At 66.2% G+C, this 13,909-nt stretch carries 14 protein-coding genes and 1 pseudogene; 8 read left to right on the top strand and 7 right to left on the bottom strand.

The features are described from left to right. Nucleotides 1-36 precede the first annotated feature (36 nt). From DM868_RS07050 to DM868_RS07040, 3 genes are all read right to left on the bottom strand, one after another. Nucleotides 37-1,488, bottom strand: a complete 1,452-nt coding sequence (locus tag DM868_RS07050) for an aldehyde dehydrogenase family protein (RefSeq protein WP_137276162.1) — start codon at nucleotides 1,486-1,488, stop codon at nucleotides 37-39. Nucleotides 1,489-1,555: 67 nt separating this feature from the next. Next, the gene (locus DM868_RS07045) at nucleotides 1,556-2,719 is read right to left on the bottom strand and encodes an acyl-CoA dehydrogenase family protein (RefSeq protein WP_137276161.1); all 1,164 of its coding nucleotides are present in this window, start codon (nucleotides 2,717-2,719) and stop codon (nucleotides 1,556-1,558) included. Between the two features lie 68 nt (nucleotides 2,720-2,787). After that, nucleotides 2,788-3,201, bottom strand: a complete 414-nt coding sequence (locus tag DM868_RS07040) for a PaaI family thioesterase (RefSeq protein ID WP_137276160.1) — start codon at nucleotides 3,199-3,201, stop codon at nucleotides 2,788-2,790. On the opposite strand from DM868_RS07040, the gene DM868_RS07035 reads away from it, so the two are divergent. Both DM868_RS07035 and DM868_RS07030 read left to right on the top strand, forming a co-directional pair. Then, nucleotides 3,200-4,069 carry an enoyl-CoA hydratase/isomerase family protein gene (locus DM868_RS07035; protein ID WP_170964445.1) on the top strand — a complete coding sequence of 290 codons (870 nt, stop codon included), beginning with the start codon at nucleotides 3,200-3,202 and terminating at the stop codon, nucleotides 4,067-4,069. The genes DM868_RS07040 and DM868_RS07035 overlap by 2 nt on opposite strands. A gap of 46 nt (nucleotides 4,070-4,115) precedes the next feature. Further along, a complete protein-coding gene (locus tag DM868_RS07030) occupies nucleotides 4,116-4,517 on the top strand; it encodes an acyl-CoA thioesterase (RefSeq protein ID WP_137276158.1) in 402 nt (133 codons plus the stop codon). Nucleotides 4,518-4,536: 19 nt separating this feature from the next. Here DM868_RS07030 and DM868_RS07025 read toward each other — a convergent pair whose 3' ends face one another. Together DM868_RS07025 and DM868_RS07020 are read right to left on the bottom strand one after the other, a co-directional pair. After that, nucleotides 4,537-5,466 carry an FAS1-like dehydratase domain-containing protein gene (locus DM868_RS07025; protein ID WP_137276157.1) on the bottom strand — a complete coding sequence of 310 codons (930 nt, stop codon included), beginning with the start codon at nucleotides 5,464-5,466 and terminating at the stop codon, nucleotides 4,537-4,539. A 25-nt stretch (nucleotides 5,467-5,491) separates the two neighbouring features. Then, entirely contained in the window at nucleotides 5,492-6,331 is an 840-nt protein-coding gene (locus DM868_RS07020) for an MBL fold metallo-hydrolase (protein WP_137276156.1), read from the bottom strand. A 91-nt stretch (nucleotides 6,332-6,422) separates the two neighbouring features. Here DM868_RS07020 and DM868_RS07015 point away from each other — a divergent pair, with 91 nt between their 5' ends. From DM868_RS07015 to DM868_RS07000, 4 genes are all read left to right on the top strand, one after another. Next, nucleotides 6,423-6,779 carry a nuclear transport factor 2 family protein gene (locus tag DM868_RS07015; protein ID WP_170964444.1) on the top strand — a complete coding sequence of 119 codons (357 nt, stop codon included), beginning with the start codon at nucleotides 6,423-6,425 and terminating at the stop codon, nucleotides 6,777-6,779. 65 nt (nucleotides 6,780-6,844) lie between these two features. After that, entirely contained in the window at nucleotides 6,845-7,840 is a 996-nt protein-coding gene (locus DM868_RS07010) for a TIGR03617 family F420-dependent LLM class oxidoreductase (RefSeq protein WP_137276154.1), read from the top strand. A 57-nt stretch (nucleotides 7,841-7,897) separates the two neighbouring features. Then, on the top strand, nucleotides 7,898-8,296 hold the full coding sequence (locus tag DM868_RS07005) for a PaaI family thioesterase (protein WP_137276153.1): 399 nt from the start codon (nucleotides 7,898-7,900) through the stop codon (nucleotides 8,294-8,296). A 99-nt stretch (nucleotides 8,297-8,395) separates the two neighbouring features. Next, nucleotides 8,396-10,069 carry an aldehyde ferredoxin oxidoreductase family protein gene (locus DM868_RS07000; protein ID WP_137276152.1) on the top strand — a complete coding sequence of 558 codons (1,674 nt, stop codon included), beginning with the start codon at nucleotides 8,396-8,398 and terminating at the stop codon, nucleotides 10,067-10,069. Nucleotides 10,070-10,091: 22 nt separating this feature from the next. Here the strand turns inward: DM868_RS07000 and DM868_RS06995 are convergent, their stop codons facing one another. After that, entirely contained in the window at nucleotides 10,092-11,228 is a 1,137-nt protein-coding gene (locus tag DM868_RS06995) for an acyl-CoA dehydrogenase family protein (protein ID WP_137276151.1), read from the bottom strand. Between the two features lie 252 nt (nucleotides 11,229-11,480). Between DM868_RS06995 and DM868_RS06990 the strand changes: the two genes are divergently transcribed. Next, a complete protein-coding gene (locus DM868_RS06990) occupies nucleotides 11,481-11,696 on the top strand; it encodes a hypothetical protein (protein ID WP_137276150.1) in 216 nt (71 codons plus the stop codon). Between the two features lie 277 nt (nucleotides 11,697-11,973). Continuing rightward, nucleotides 11,974-12,303 (top strand): annotated as a pseudogene (locus DM868_RS15450) (hypothetical protein); the annotation flags it as partial. A gap of 19 nt (nucleotides 12,304-12,322) precedes the next feature. On the opposite strand, the gene tcuA reads toward DM868_RS15450, so the two are convergent. Next, on the bottom strand, nucleotides 12,323-13,726 hold the full coding sequence (gene tcuA / locus DM868_RS06980) for an FAD-dependent tricarballylate dehydrogenase TcuA (protein ID WP_137276149.1): 1,404 nt from the start codon (nucleotides 13,724-13,726) through the stop codon (nucleotides 12,323-12,325). Between the last annotated feature and the right edge of the window lie 183 nt (nucleotides 13,727-13,909).

The following is a 13,909-nucleotide window of genomic DNA, read 5'->3' as shown; positions in this document are numbered from 1 at the left end:
GCTCCCCGATCAGTCGTGACTCTGACGCGATTTCGCTCAGTCGATCCGGGCACAGACGTTTTTGGTCTGTGTGTACTCCTCCAGCGCCGCGAGCCCCTTCGCGCGTCCGAGGCCGCTATCTTTGTAGCCGCCGAACGGCGCCTCGATGCCGCTCGAGAACCACTCGTTGATGTAGACGCCGCCGGCGTCGACCTCACGGGCAAACCGGTGGGCCCGTCCGATGTCGCTCGTGAAGATCCCGGAGACGAGGCCGTAGTCGACGTCGTTCGCGATCTCGATCGCTTCCCGCTCGTCGGAGAACGTCAACACCGACAGCACCGGCCCGAAGATCTCTTCTCGGGCGATCCGCATGTCCATCTCGACCCCGTCGAAGATCGTCGGCTCGATGAAGTAGCCCGTCCGGTCGACCGCCTCACCGCCGATGAGCGGCTCGCCGGCCTCCTCGCGTCCGATCTCGATGTACTCCATGATGGAGTCGAACTGTTCTTTCGACGTGATCGCCGCGACGTCCGGATCCTCCACGCCGGGGGCGATCGAGAGGTCGTCGACGGCGGTGAGGAGCCGATCGAGGAACTCGTCGTGGACGTCCTCGTGCAGGAGGAGCCGCGATCCCGACGAACAGACCTGGCCGGCGTTTCGACTGAAGATGGATTTGACCGTGCTCTCGACCGCGCGGTCGAGGTCCGCGTCCGGGTAGACGACGTTCGGGTTCTTCCCGCCCAGTTCGAGGTGGACCGGTTTGAGCCCCTCGATCGCGGCTTTTCCGACGAGCCGTCCGGTCGGAACCGATCCGGTGAACGTCACCTGCGCGACGTCGTCGTGTCGGACGAGCGGTTCGCCCGCGTCGGGGCCGAAGCCCGGAACGACGTTGAACACGCCCGCCGGAAGTCCAGCCTCGACGGCGAGCGCGCCGATCTCCAGGGCCGACAGCGGCGTCTGCTCGGCGGGTTTGGCGACGACCGTGTTCCCTGCGGCGAGGGCGGGTGCGAGTCCGCGGCCGAGGATGCCGACCGGGAAGTTCCACGGGATGATGTGTCCCGTGACGCCGAGCGGCTCGTGGACCGTGTAGTCGACGTACCCCTCGGACATGGGGATGCTCTCGCCCTCGATTTTGTCGGCCATTCCCGCGTAGTACGCGACGTACTCCCCACACCGGAGCACGTCGGTTTTCGCCTGCGAGAGGGGCTTCCCGTTGTCGACCGTCTCGATCCACGCGAGCCGGTCCGCGTCCTCGCGGATCGCGTCCGCGACGTCCATGAGAATCCGCCCTCGCTCGCGGCCGGGAACCGATCGCCACTCGTCGAGCGCGTCCGCCGCGTTCGAAACTGCGGCGTCGACGTCGTCGGCGTTCGCCGCGGCTACCGTCGCGACCACCTCCTCGCTGGCGGGGTCGATCGTCTCAAACGTCTCGCCGCTCGATGCGTCGACCCACTCGCCGTCGATGAACAACCCATACTCCTCCGGGATCTCTACGGGGGATCGCGACATGGTTCGTACAATCGGCCGAGGGAATATCAATATTCGCGCTCAGTGCGCGTTCCGCGCCGCGTCTCGGTCATCCGTACAGTTGATTCAGGATGACCTGTCGGTTGATCTCGTTTGTCCCCTCGTATATTTGGGTTCCCTTGGCCTCGCGCATGAAGCGCTCGACGGGGTAGTCAGTCGAGTAGCCGACGCCGCCGTGTACCTGTACCGCCTCCGTCGTCACGTCCATCGCCACGTCGGTAGCGTAGGTCTTCGCCTTGGCCGCTTCGAAACTTGCCTGTTTCCGCTCGCCGCGATCCATCGTCCCCGCGGCCTGCAACGTCAACAGCCGCGCCGCATCGACGTCCATACACATGTCAGCGATCTTAAAGCCGACGCCCTGGAAGGTCCGAATGGGGCGGTCGAACTGCTCGCGCGAGTCGGCGTACTCGCGGGCCGCCTCGTAGGCCCCTTGCGCCAGCCCGACGCCCTGCGCTGCGGTCCCGATCCGCCCGAGATCTAGCGCCGCCATCGCGTACTTGAACCCTTCGTCGACCTCGCCGATCAGGTTCCCCTCGGGCACGCGGAGATCGTGGTACTTGATCTCGCTCTCGACCCCGTAGTCGCCGGCCATACTCCGAATGTTGCGGACGAACTCGACGCCGTCGCGCTCGCCTGGCGTCTCCATCGGAACGCCGAACAGGCTGAGGTCGTGGCCGCCGTCGCCGGTCTTCGCGAGGACGACGATGAGATCTGCGACTTCGCCGTAGGACGTCCAGTGTTTGTGCCCGTTTATCACCCACTCGTCACCGTCGCGCTCGGCCGTCGTCGTCGCGCGGGTGACGTCGCTTCCGGCCTCGGGCTCGGTCATCGAGAGTGCGCCGAGCAGTTCGCCGGTCAACAGCCCGCCGAGCCACTCCTCGCGCTGTCGCTCCGTGCCCTCTTCGTAGATGGGATTGCCGACGAGCGCCCACGAGACGTTCAACACGCCGGCCGGGTACTTCCAGACGCGCGATAGTTCCTCCTGGATGATGGCCATCGCGCGGGCGTCGAGTTCCTCGCCCTCGCCGCCGTAGCGCTCCGGATAGGGGTAGCCGCGGTAGCCGGCCTCGGCGACGCGATCCAACACGTTGTGGGGGAACGCCCCGGACTCGCGATACCGTTCGATCTCGGGTTTGATCTCGGCTTCGGCGAACGATCGAACCTCCTCGCGCAGCTCCTCGTGTTCCTCTGTCAACGCGTAGTCACGGTTCATGCGGTGGTGTTCACTCGTCGAACATTACGGTGCGGATCGTCATAGACCCAACGGTCGCCGACGCGCGACTAGCTCCGATCCAAATACAGCGAGACGCGCCCGACGGCGATCTCCTTTACCCCCTTCGGCGTGTCGGCAGTCACATCGACGCGGACGACGCCGCGGGTTCGCCCGGACCGGACGACCGTCGCCTCGGCGGTCAGATCGGCGGTCGCGGGGCGCAGATAGCTGACGTTCAACTCCGTCGTGGCGTGCGTCGTCTCCCGCGGGTTTTCGAACGTCGTCCGTATCGCCGCGCCGCCGCCGTGGTCGATCAGTGTGGCGACGATCCCCCCCTGCATGACGCCCGTTCCCGGGTTCGCCAGCGATTCGTCGTACGGCAGCGAAAGCCTGACGTACCCCTCGCGCTGTTCCTCCAACGTGATTCCGAGGTCCTGCAGGTGGTCGTGGTTTTCGAGGAACCACTCGTTCGCGTCGGTCATGACGGCCGTTCGACGGGGCGATATTTGTGTCGTCCGATCGTTCGGACGCGTCGACCCCCGATCCGACACCGGGCGGAACACCGAAGTGGGTGCCACCGCAACGGTCGCCATGGCATCCGACAACGTCCTCGTCGACCGGACCGACGGCCGCGTCGACATCACGCTGAACCGGCCGGAAAAATCGAACGCCATGACCGGCGGCATGTACGTTCGGCTGGGAGAAATCTTCGAGGAGCTGGCCGACGAGGACGTCTCGGTCGTCACGATCCGCGGTACCGGGGGGAACTTTTCCGCGGGCGTGGACATGTCCGACGTCCCCGAGTGGGCCGAGATGAACCCTCTCGACGTTCGCGACCTGCTCGAACCGGTTCACGAGGCGCTCCGGACGATCGAGGCATTCGACGGCCCCGTCGTCGCCGCACTCGAGGGTCACGTCCTCGGCGGCGGTCTCGAACTCGCCGTGGCGTGCGACATCCGCATCGCCGACACGACCGCGCAGTTCGGCCTCCCCGAGTCGACGATGGGGCTGGCGATGGACCTCGGCGGCGCGCAGAAGCTCCCCGGCATGATCGGCGAAGGGATGACGAAGTACCTGATCATGACCGGCGAGCCCATCGACGCCGATCGGGCCCACGAGGTCGGCCTGGTCGAGGAACTCCACGAACCGGGCGCGTTCGACGACGCCGTCGACGACCTCGCGGCGACGCTAGCCTCGAAGCCGGCCTACATCCACGGACTCGCCAAACGGCAGGTCCACTCCGTCAGACCGCCGAACCTCGACGAGTCGATGTCGCAGGCGATCCACCACGCGATCGCGGCGTATCAAGAGCCCGAGACGCAACGCCGCGTCGCGGAGTTCTTCGAGTAATCGGAGCCAACACAACACTAACGGTCGCCGTCCGGCTACCGAACGTATGGCCTACGAGTTCGACTGGAAGCTCCGAGCCGCCGACACGGACTTCTCCCGCCGTGTGTACACGCCCGCGGTCCTCGATTACACGGTCCGCGCGATCAACCAGCTCATGGAGGATATCGACCACTCCGCCTACCAGATTCACGAGCGCGAGGGGTTATTGTACCCGATCGCACACGCGGAGATCGACTACCTCGAGGCGATCGAAGTCGGCGATCTGGTGACGATTTCGCTGTCGCACGCGGTCGGCGGCTCCTCGATCACGTTCGAGGCGGTTGGGCGACGCGACGGCGTCGAGGTCTTCGAGGCCGAGGTCGTCGTGGTGTTCGTCGGCGATTCGGACGGGCGTTCGGTTCCGGTTCCGGACGCGGTCCGGACCCGACTGGACGAGAGGATGGCCTGATTCGGCCGGCCGTCGTCGGTTAGCTCTCCACGTCTCTCACCGCGGTCGCGCTTCCGGACAGCACCCGCCGCCCATCTCGCGTCGCGGCGGTGAGTTCGACGTCGACGAGCGGCGTTCCGACGTCGGACCGTTCCCCCGTCACCGTCCCCCGGACGACGACGGATTCGCCGGGGAAGACGATGTCCTCGAACCGCGTCCGATACCGTCGGACGGCACCGACGCCGAACCGATCGGTGAGAACTCGCGAGGCGGCCCCGGCAGTCAACATCCCCTGTGCGAACACCGTCTCGAAGCCGCACGAGCGGGCGTAGGGCTCGTCGAAGTGAAGCGGCGTGAAGTCGCCGCTCGCGCCGGCGTACTCGACGAAGTCCGTTCGATTGAGCTCCTCTGAGATGAGCCGCAGGTCTGCCTCGGCGTCCGGGGGTTCGGGGTCCCGTGACCCGCTCGATTCGTCCAACACTTCCGCTCCCTCCGTCTCGATGTACGTGCTCCGAACGGTGACGATCGGCCGCCCCGTTCGATCCTCGAAGACCTGTTCGATCTCGGCGAACGTCATCTCGCCGCCCCGGTCGCCCTCGTGACGGCGCACGTCGGTGAGGGTGGCCGTCGCCGACAGCACGTCCCCGACGACCGCCGGGGCGTGATACTCGTAGGACTGTTCGCCGTGGAGCGTGGTCGTCGGGTCCAACCCGAGGCCGAAGCCGCGCGGTTCGACGAACTCGGCCGGTCGGTAGCGGGGGAATTCGGCGGTCCGGGTGAAGGTGAGCGGGGCCGGGATCGCCTCGTAGCCTCGCTCACGCGCGACCGCCGCGTCCCGGTAGATCGGACTCTCGTCGCCGATCGCCGCCGCGAACTCCGCGACCTTCCCGGCTTCGATCCGGAGCCCCTCGGCGGTCCGAGCCGACGTGCCGACCATCGACCGCAGTTCCTCGAGCGTCCTCGTTGGCATTGGTAGAGGCTCCCGGGCCGGTGAGTTAAATGGTGGTCTTGGTGAGCACATCGGAGTCGCCGATCTCGTAGGAGCGCGCCTCTCCCCAGTCGGTCTCGACGATCTCGTACTCGCGCCCGTCGGCGGCAATCTCGTGAAGCCCCTCGAGGAGGTCGTCGACGATGTCGAGGTCGTCCCCGGAGAGTGGCTCGTTGTGGCTCGTCGCGAGCACCTCGAACGCGCCGTCGTCGCGCAGGTCTTTGAGCCGCGCAATCGAGTCGGCGTACGCTTCGAGATCGCAGTCCTCGAACATGACGTAGAGGTTGTGATCGAAGTGGATCACGTCGCCGCCGTAGAGGGTGTCAGTCGCCGAATCGAGGAGTCCGACGTGGCCGGGCGAGTGGCCGGGAAGCTCGATCACCTCGAGCGATCGGTCGCCGAGGTCGATCCGCCCGTCGGCGGGCAGCGGATCGGCGTCCGTCGGTTCGATCGCGTGCTCGCTGGGATCGAAATCGTTCGGGAGTTCCTTGCCCGCGTCGACCCAGCGGTTCGTGAACTGCGTTGGTCGCTCGACGAACTCCCCGGAGAGGCTGTCGACCCGGATCCGACCGTCAGGCGGGAGTTCGAGCGGGCTCACGAGCACGTCGTCGAACTGGCTGGCCGCACCGATGTGGTCCCAGTGTGTGTGGGTGAGCACGAGCGTTATCGGCGTGTCGACGAGGTCGGTCACGACGCTGTGAAGCTCGCCGACGCCCGCACCCGCGTCGACGAGCACCGCCCGCTCGTCACCCTCGACGAGGAACATCCCGTAGTCGTTGGCCTCGGTTATCCGATAGCCGTTCTCCGTCAGCCGTGACACTTCGTACCACTCGTCGGTCGCATTCATATCCGAAATTCTCCACGGGGGATGAAAAAGGGGACGTATGCGTCCCTCACACACGGTTCATTTTAAGCCGTCGCGCGAGGATCGTTCCACCATGTCGAGCGACACCCGAAACGAGCTGATCGACGCGTACTTCGCCGCACTGGACGAATCGACCCCCGAACTCGCCCGTCCGGCGCTCTCGGACGAGTTCGTCTACGGGTCGCTGGCCGGCCAGTTGGAGGGGTTCGACGGCCTCGCGGACTACATCACCGAACACCGATCGACGACCGAGTCGACCCACGACATCCAGCGCCGGATCCACGACGACGACGTTTCCGTGACTGTCGGCGTGGTGACCGGAACCGGCCCCGACGGCGAACCGGCCGAAGCGGCGTTCTGCGACGTCTTCGAGTTCGACGACGCTGACGAGGCGATCGAGCAGATTACCGTCTACGTCAACGACTCGTAGGGCGGTCGAGCCGACGCCACGGCTTCCACGCCAACCTATTTCACCCCGCCGTTCGTGCGACGCGTATGCGAATCGACGCCTACACGCCGTCGCCGGAGATTACAGAGATCGGCGACATCGCGGCCGATGCCGAACGGCTGGAGTTCGACGGCTTCTGGGTCACGGAGACGAAGCGCTCGCCGTACACGCTGTTGACCGTTGCCGGCGAACGGACCGACGAGATCGAGATCGGCTCGGCCATCGCCGTGGCGTTCCCTCGAAGCCCGATGGTGACCGCCTACACCGCCCGCGACATCCAACAGCTCACCGGCGGTCGCCTGCTCCTCGGCCTCGGCGCGCAGGTCAAAGGCCACATGGAGCGGCGCTTTTCGGTCGAGTTCGAGTGGGAGAAACCGGGGCCGCGCCTCCGGGAGTACGTGCAGGTGCTCAAACACCTCTGGGACGTCTGGGAGTCCGGCGAGGAGGTCGACTTCCGCGGCGACTTCTACGAGATCACGCTCTGTCCCGAGGACTTCCGCCCGGAGCCGTCCGGGGACGACCCGCCCGAACTCTACGTCGCCGGCGTCAACCCGTTTAATCTCAAGCTCGCTGGCGACCTCTGCGATGGATTGCACATCCACCCGATCAACTCCCCCGAATACATCGAGGAGGTCGTCGTCCCGAACGTCGAGAAGGGCGCGGCGATCGGCGACCGCGACCCCGACGAGGTGACGCTGTCCGCACAGACGTTCGCGATCACCGGGCAGGGAGAGGAGCGCGAGAAGGCCCGAGAAGCGGTCCGCCAGCAGATCGGCTTCTACGGCTCGACGCGGACGTACCGGACGATCTTCGACGTCCACGGCTGGGGCGATGTCTCCGACACGCTACACGACCTCTCGACCGCAGGGCGGTGGGACGAACTCTCCGAACACGTCACCGACGAGATGCTCGACGCGTTCAGCGTCGAAGCCGACTGGCCGGACCTCCGGGACGCACTCGAGGATCGATACGAGCACGTCGACCGCGTCTCGCTGTACACGCCGTTCGACGGTGGCGATCGGTGGAGGCACGTCGTCGAGTGAGTCGTTCGGGCCCCCGGCGGAAACGATTTAACGCCGCGCTGCGCGGATCCGATATCGATGTCATCGAACCCGCCGGAGTTCATCAACGGAATGCCCATGACCGAGTTTCTCGGTATGGAGATCACCGAAGCCGACGACGGCCACGCGAAGGCTCGATTGCCCTTCCGCGAGGAGCTCACGTTCGACACCGGCCGATTCGTCACGATGCACGGCGCGGCGAGCTTCGCGCTCGCGGACAACGTCGGCGCGGCGGCGGTCATGTCGCACTTCGAGGAGACGCGGCCGGCGTTCACGATCGATCTGCGGATCGATTATCTCGCCGCGGCCACGAGCGACCTGTTCGGCGAGGCCGAGGTGCTTCGGTTCGGCGGATCCGTCGCCGTCGCCGACATCGTCGTCGAGGACGAGGACGGCGAGGCGGTCGCGGTCGCCCGGGGAAGCTACCGAACCGGGTAGTCGGCCGTCGGATCCGGCCGGCCGACGCGCCCGGAAACCGCGGCCACCGGTGTCGCTGTCGTATCAACATTTATTCCGAGGCAGGACGGACCTACGCGTATGCTACACAACCCGAGTCCGCTGTTGACGGTCGATCTGGAGGGGTCGACCACCGTAGAGACGGATATCGAAGCCGCCTCCGAGCGATACATCGGGGGTCGGGGGCTCGCGACGAAACTCGCCCACGACCGCATCCCGTTCGACGCCGACCCGCTCGGCCCGGAGAACCGGCTCATCTTCACCACTGGGCCGATGCAGACCGCGACGATGAGCTTCACCGGCCGGATGAACTGCACGGCCGTCTCGCCGCTGACCGACGGGCTCGTCTCCTCGAACGCCGGCGGGTTCATGTCGCGAAACTTCGCCGACACGGGCTACGGCGCGATCGAGTTCACCGGCCGCGCCGACGAGCTCACCATCGTCCACGTCACCGACGAGGGCGTCGAGTTCGAGGCGGTGCCGGACCTCGAAGGCGCGACCGTCCCCGAGACGGCCGCGTATCTCGAATCCGAACACGGCATCGAGAGCGACAAGACGGCGATCATCGGCCCGGCCGGCGAGAACGGGGTCCGGTTCGCCTCGATCATGACGACCGAGGAGCGCGCGTTCGGCCGCGGCGGGCTGGGTGCCGTCATGGGATCGAAGAACGTCAAGGCGCTCACCGTCGAGGGTGACTCCCGACTCGAGCTCGAGATCCCCGCGACGCAGATGGAGATCCACCGCGAGGCGGCTACGGACGATCACATCATGAAGCGACAGGGTACCGTCGCCGTGATGGATCTCGCGAACGAGATGGACGGCCTCCCGTCGTACTACTTCTCCGAGCAGTCCTTCGAGGGCGTCGAAGGTATCAACGGCGACGCCGTCGAGCGGAAGAAGTACAAGAAGGGGACCTGTTCGTCCTGCGCGTTCGCCTGCAAGCTTCCGACGCGAGACGAGGAGCGCGGCGTCGAGACGGAGGGGCCGGAGTTCGAGGTGGCGATGGCGTTCGGCTCCAACAGCGGCGTCGACGACATCGTCGACGTGATGATCTCGAACGAACTCTGCGATCGCTACGGCCTCGACTCGATCTCGGCCGGCAACACGATCGCCGCGTACCTCGACAGCGAGGACGAGTTCGGAAACACCGACCTCATCCACGACCTCGTCGAGAAGATCGCCTACCGCGAGGGGATCGGCGACACGCTCGCCGAAGGAATCGCCCGCGCACACGAGGAGCTGGGGGTCGGTAACTGGTCGGTCAAGGGAATGGACTTCGCGGCCCACGAGGGACGCGTTCTGCACGGCCAGGCGCTCTCGTACGCGGTCGCGAACCGCGGAGCGGACCACATGTACGCAACCTTCTACTCCGTCGAGTATCCGCTCGTCGAGGCCAGCGAGGCGATGGAACCCATCGGCATGGACGGCAAGGCCGAACGCCTCATCGAACGCGAGAACCTGATGGCGCTCAACGACAGCGGCATCGTCTGTAAGTTCTCCCGCGACTACATGAACGAAGAGCGCTACGAGGCGCTCTTCGGCGCGGACTTCGAGGAGTTACTCGAGGTCGGCGCGCAAACCGTCACGCTCGAACGCCATTTCAACAACCAGCGCGGCTTCGACGACTCGGACGACGTGCTACCCTACGAGATCCCCGAACTGGACCGCGGGATCGAGGAGTACTACGAACTTCGGGGCTGGAACGACGGCGTCGTCCCCGACGAGGCGCTGCCGGACGATCCGCTGGCGGCGTAACTCGCCGCGAGACGGCAATCAGTCAGTTTCCTCCGCCGTACACCGCATCCCCCAGCGAGTCGCGGTGTAGCTCGTTCGGGCCGCCCGCGATCGTCAACAGCCTCGCGTCCCGGAGGTACCGCTCGACGTCTCTCGAAGCCGTGTAGCCGACGCCGCCGTGGAGCTGGAGCGCTTCGTTCGTCACGTCGACGGCCGTCTCCGTGGCGTCGATCTTCGCCATCGCGAGCTCCCGTCTGGCATCGCGCCCGCGGTCGGCCAGATCGGCTGCGCGAAGCGTCAACAGCCGCGCGGCGTCGACATCGCGGGCCAGCTCAGCGACCCGCCAGCGGACGCCCTGAAACTCCCCGATCGGCCGGTCGAACTGCTCGCGATCGGCCGTATACTCGATCGTCTCCTCGAGGGCGGCCCGTGCGATCCCCACCGCCCGAGCGGGGACGTTGACGCCGTTGTAGACGGTTCCGCGGTCGACCGCGGCTGAGCCGACGTCGCCGACGCGGCGGTCGTCGGGAATGCGAACGTTCGAGAGCGTGACCCGCGGCGACTTGAGCGCTCGCGCACCGAGGGTGTCCCAGACGTGGTCGACTTCGAACGCCTCGGTCGGGACGAGGAAGGCGCTCACGTCGTTCGGCGCGTCGGCTTCCGGTCCGGTCTTCGCGTACGTGAGGACGTAGTCCGCGCCGAAGAAGTTCGTCACCCAGCGCTTGTGGCCGTCGATGACCCACTCGTCGCCGTCGCGCTCGGCCGTCGTCTCCATGTGGCTCTTGTCGCTGCCGGCGTCGTCCTCGGAGTACCCGAGCGCGCCGACGGTGTCGTAGCTCGCCATGTCGGCGAGCAGTTCGTCTCTCTGTTCGTCGGTGCCGAACCGCTCGACGACGGTGGCGACGCCGAGATGCAGCGCGAGCGCGCTCGCGGCGGGCATCATCGCCGCAGAGAGTTCCTCGATGGCGATGACGAGTTCGACGAGCCCCGCTCCTTCCCCGCCGTACTCCTCGGGGAGGGTCAGCCCCGTCAGTCCCAGCTCACTCAGGTTCGCGAGCACGTCCTCGGGGAACTCCCCGCTGCGATCGCACTCCGCGGCGATCGGGGCGACCTCCTCGCTCGCGAACGACCGCACTTCCTCGCGCAACGCCCGTTGAACGTCCGTCGGTTCGAATCTCATATCCGACCGTTCTTCGCCATCCGTGAAAAACGTGCGGTCAGACACTCTCGGCCGCCGTGATACGGGCTCGATCTGGGCGGATGGCCAACAAGTAATCGTCTCGACCGGCGACTGTGACCGTGCCTTCCGACACCGAGTTCAAAACGGCGCTGACCGAGGCCGTCGACTCCCTCCGATCGGCCCATCCGAACGTCGGGCCCGACGAGGGGACCGAACATCCACGCGGACCACCTCGACGAGCACGGCGGGGGAATGCACCACCTCGCGTGTTTCTGGTTCGAGGCGGCCGGGATGTCCGTCCTCCAATCTGGTTCCATCCACGACGGTACCTTCTGGTACTTCGACACGGGCGAGGAACTCAACGGCGTCGTCTTCGAGACGAGCGACAGAAACGTTCGCGACGCACCGACCCCGGCCCCCGACGAGACGTATCCGCCGAGGGGCGATCCGATCGATCTACCGTCGTGAAACACCGACAGATCGAGCGTCAGCAGTTTGGAGGCGGAGCCTCCGGCCTCAAGGAGCGAGGCCTTCCGCCCCCGGTCGGAAGGACGACGCGAGTCGGCCGGAGAGGACAGCGAGGCGCTGCGCGCCTCGGGCCGTGCGAGCGGGCCTGCGGCCCGCGCGCAGAAGCCGACAACTCCGACACAAACCGCGGACTGTAGCCGCCCTTTCCCCCAAGTGTTTATAAATCGCCAAGCATACGTCTGACGTATGGAGGTGCGGCGAACTGTCCCGGTGAAACTCGACGTGTGGATTCACGCACCTAGACAACCGTGACGGCGAGGACTTCGCGTGCCTGAAATGTGGCTACGAGAACCACGCCGCGAAGAATATTGGACTGCGGTATCTCCGCCGTAACCAAACTGGGGACGGCGGCGGCGCACCCGTAGGCGTGCGCTTGAATCGCGGGACGTTGAACGTGAACGGAGAGTATGAACCTCCTGCCGGAGAGTCCGGCCAGAGCGGGAGTCCACGCGAAAGCCCCACCCTCAACGAAGCGAACGGCGATAGCGCGGAACGAAGTTCCGCGGACCATTCGAGCGGGCCTCCGGCCCGCGAGAAGAAGCCGTGAGCGAGTAGGATGGGGTAGTTTACTTCTGCACGTCGTCGACCGCGTTTTCGGCGGCGATCTTCCCGAAGACCGCAGCGTTCGTGAGGCCGGTCCCGCCGGGGTAGTTCCCGTAGAACAGCCCACCGGTCGCGTTCCCCGCGCCGTACAGCCCCGGGATCGGATCGTCGCGGGTGTCGAGCACCTCGGCGTCCGTGTTGGTCGCGACGCCGCCGAAGGCGAACGTCATCCCGCCCGTGACGGGATAGCCGGTGTACGGCGGTTCGTCGAGAGCGAGCGCCCAGTTCGACTTCGGCAGGTCCAGCCCTTCCGTAGCGTTGCCATCGAGACTGTTCGCGTCGTAGCTGTCGACGGCGTCCGGGTCGCAGGCCGCGTTGTACGCTTCGACGGTCTCGACCGCCTTATCGACCTTCTCGATCCCGAGGCGGTTCGCGAGCGACTCGATCGTATCGCCCGTGATCGCCCGTGAGGGGCCCATGTGGGCGACATCGTCGACGACCTTCGAGTCGACGATGATGAACGCCTCGTGGTAGGGCTGCTCGAAGATGCGTCGGCCGAATTTGGCGTAGGTGTGCGCTCGGGCGTCCTCGCCCTCGTCGACGAACCGCTCGCCGTCGTGATTGATGATGAGCCCGTACTGGTAGCCGTCGATGCGGGTGATCCCGCCCTCGACGTCCGGCGAGCCGGCGTCGATGAGCGCCATGTGGGCGTCGCCCCACTCGCCGTCGGACTTCGCGCCGACGTCCATCGCGGCCTCGATCGCCTCGCCGGTGTTGTACCGGCTGCCGCGCACCTTCATGTTGCCGTATCCGGGGCCGTAATACCGGGTGCGCTTTTCCTTGCTGGAGCCGTAGTCGCCCGCCGCCAAGATAACCGCCTCGCCCTCGAAGCGCGTCGCCTCCCCCTCGACTCTGGCTTCGACGCCGACGGTGCGCCCGGCGTCGTTGCGGAGGAGCGATCGGGCCTCGGCCTCGTAGAAGAACTCGCCGCCCTCGTCCTCGACCAACTCGACGAGTTCGTCGACGAACTGTTCACCGTCGAGCCAGACGCGGCCCGCGGTGTAGCCGGGGTGGGGCGCTTGGTACTCCCAGTCGATGCCGTGCGCCGTGAGCCACTCGAACGTCTCCGCCGAGCCGTTCGCGACCTCCTCAGCGAGGTCCGGGTCCGCTCGGTAGTCGGTGACGTTCATGATGTCGCTGTAGAAATCCGAGCTCGTGTAATCGGGGACGTTGAACTCGACGTCGAGGTCGATGTCGGCGGCGGGGATGCGGAACGATTCGGTAAAGCGCGTGTGTCCACCGCGATGTTTCTTCGGGGACTTCTCGAGGACGCACACCGACGCGCCCAGTTCAGACGCACGGAGTCCGGCCGTCAGGCCGGCGACGCCACAGCCGACGATGACGACGTCGTAGCGTTCTTCGTTCATGATCGGTTCCACCGCCGTTCGCGACGGATCGAGACTGGGAATGTCACGTTGAGAACTGAATGCACCTCGCACACTTAATCGCTTCGTAGCCGGGGAATTCGTCTCCCGACCGGTTTCACTAATTAGTCTCGATAGCCTCGCCTCGGTGTCCCGGTTTCGGGCCTCCGTGGGTGCCTCCGGATA

Source organism: Natronomonas salsuginis, assembly GCF_005239135.1.
GTDB classification, from domain to species: Archaea; Halobacteriota; Halobacteria; order Halobacteriales; family Haloarculaceae; genus Natronomonas; species Natronomonas salsuginis.
Note: the sequence above shows the minus strand (reverse complement) of the source record. Positions and strands in the feature narration are given on the sequence as shown.